Source organism: Bradyrhizobium sp. (genome assembly GCF_049581145.1).
Classification (GTDB): Bacteria; Pseudomonadota; Alphaproteobacteria; order Rhizobiales; family Xanthobacteraceae; genus Bradyrhizobium.
In genome coordinates, this window is sequence record NZ_JBAURI010000068.1 from 1 (window position 1) to 1616 (window position 1616).

At 61.1% G+C, this 1616-nt stretch carries 1 protein-coding gene; it reads right to left on the reverse strand.

What is annotated here, in order from left to right; genetic code table 11:
* Positions 1–1616 (reverse strand): membrane protein insertase YidC (yidC, locus tag WCB02_RS01925; RefSeq protein WP_423955763.1); only part of this gene is annotated, 1616 nt, incomplete at both ends.

Below are 1616 nucleotides of genomic sequence, written 5' to 3' on the forward strand. Positions count from 1 at the left end.
ACCTTGACGCCGTTGCGGCGCATGATGAAGCTTTGCTGCAGCACCGACAGCGTGTTGTTCCAGGCCCAATAGATCACCAGTCCGGCCGGGAAGCGCGCCAGCATGAAGGTGAAGATCAGCGGCATCCAGGCAAAGATCATCTTCTGGGTCGGGTCCGGCGGCGTCGGATTCAGCTTCATCTGGAACCACATCGAGATGCCCATGATGATCGGCCAGATGCCGAGCGCGAGGTACTGGCCGAACACCGGCAGTTGGGTCGGATCGTAGTGGAACAATCCGAACAAAGTGAACAGATTGGTCGGGTCGGGCGCGGAGAGGTCCTTGATCCAGCCGAAGAACGGCGCGTGCCGCATTTCGATGGTGACGAACAGGACCTTGTAGAGCGAGAAGAATACCGGGATCTGCAGGGCGACGGGAAGACAACCGGCGATCGGGTTGATCTTCTCCTTCTTGTAGATCTCCATCATCTCCTGCTGCTGCTTCATCTTGTCGTCGGGATAGCGCTCCTTCAGCGCGGCCAGCTGCGGCTGGATCGACTTCATCTTCGCCATCGAGGCATAGGACTTGTTGGCCAGCGGGAAGAACGCCAGCTTGACGATCACGGTCACGAGCAGGATCGCGATGCCGAAATTGCCGAACAGGCGGTAGAAGAAGTCGAGGCCCAGGAACATCGGCTTGGTGATGAAATAGAACCAGCCCCAGTCGATCAGCAGATCGAAGTGGTTGAGTGAGAGTTCCTTGTTGTAGCCGCCAAAGCCGCCGATCGGGAAATTGATGCCGACGACACTCGCTTCCTTGGCGCCGGCGAACAGCCGCGCATTGGCGGCGCCGCTGCCGCCGATTCCGATCGTCTGCGCGTCCTCGAGATAATCGGTCTGGTAGGTTCGCACGTTGCCCACCTGATTGGACGAGTAGCTCGCCTGCAACTGGGCGTCGGTGTCGGGCAGCAGTGCCGCGGCCCAGTATTTGTCGGTGATGCCGAGCCAGCCGTCGGTGACCTTGAAGCTCACTCGCTTGTCGGAGTCGATCTTCTTGTAGGAGTATTGTTGCAGGCCCTGGTCGCCGAGATAGCCGATCAGGCCTTCATGCAGGATGTAATAGCCGGAGACCTTAGGCGTGCCGTGGCGCGAGATCAGCGCATAGGGATAGAGCGTGACCGCCGTATTGCCGACATTGTTGACCTCGTCCTTGATACTGAAGAGATAGCGGTCGTCGATCGCAATGGTGCGGCGGAAGGTCAGGCCCTCGCCATTGTCGTATTTCAGCACCACCGGGCTCGACGGCGTGAGCGCGTTCGAGCCGTCCTGCTGCCAGACCGTGTTCTGGTCGGGCAACTTGGCGGTCACGCCCGCGGCGGCTACCCAGCCGAATTCCGCGTAATAAGGGCTCGCGGTGCCCGACGGCGAAAACAGCACGATCGCCGGCGAGGTCGGATCGACGGTGTCACGGAACTTGACCAGTGACAGATCGTCGATGCGGGCGCCCTTCAGCGAGATGCTCCCCGAAACGCTCGGGGTGTCGATCTTGATCCGCGGCGTTGCCTCGAGCGCAGCATCGCGGCTGACGGCGGGCGCGGTCGATTCGGCCGGAGCGGCCGCAGGCGTCGAGTCCGAAGG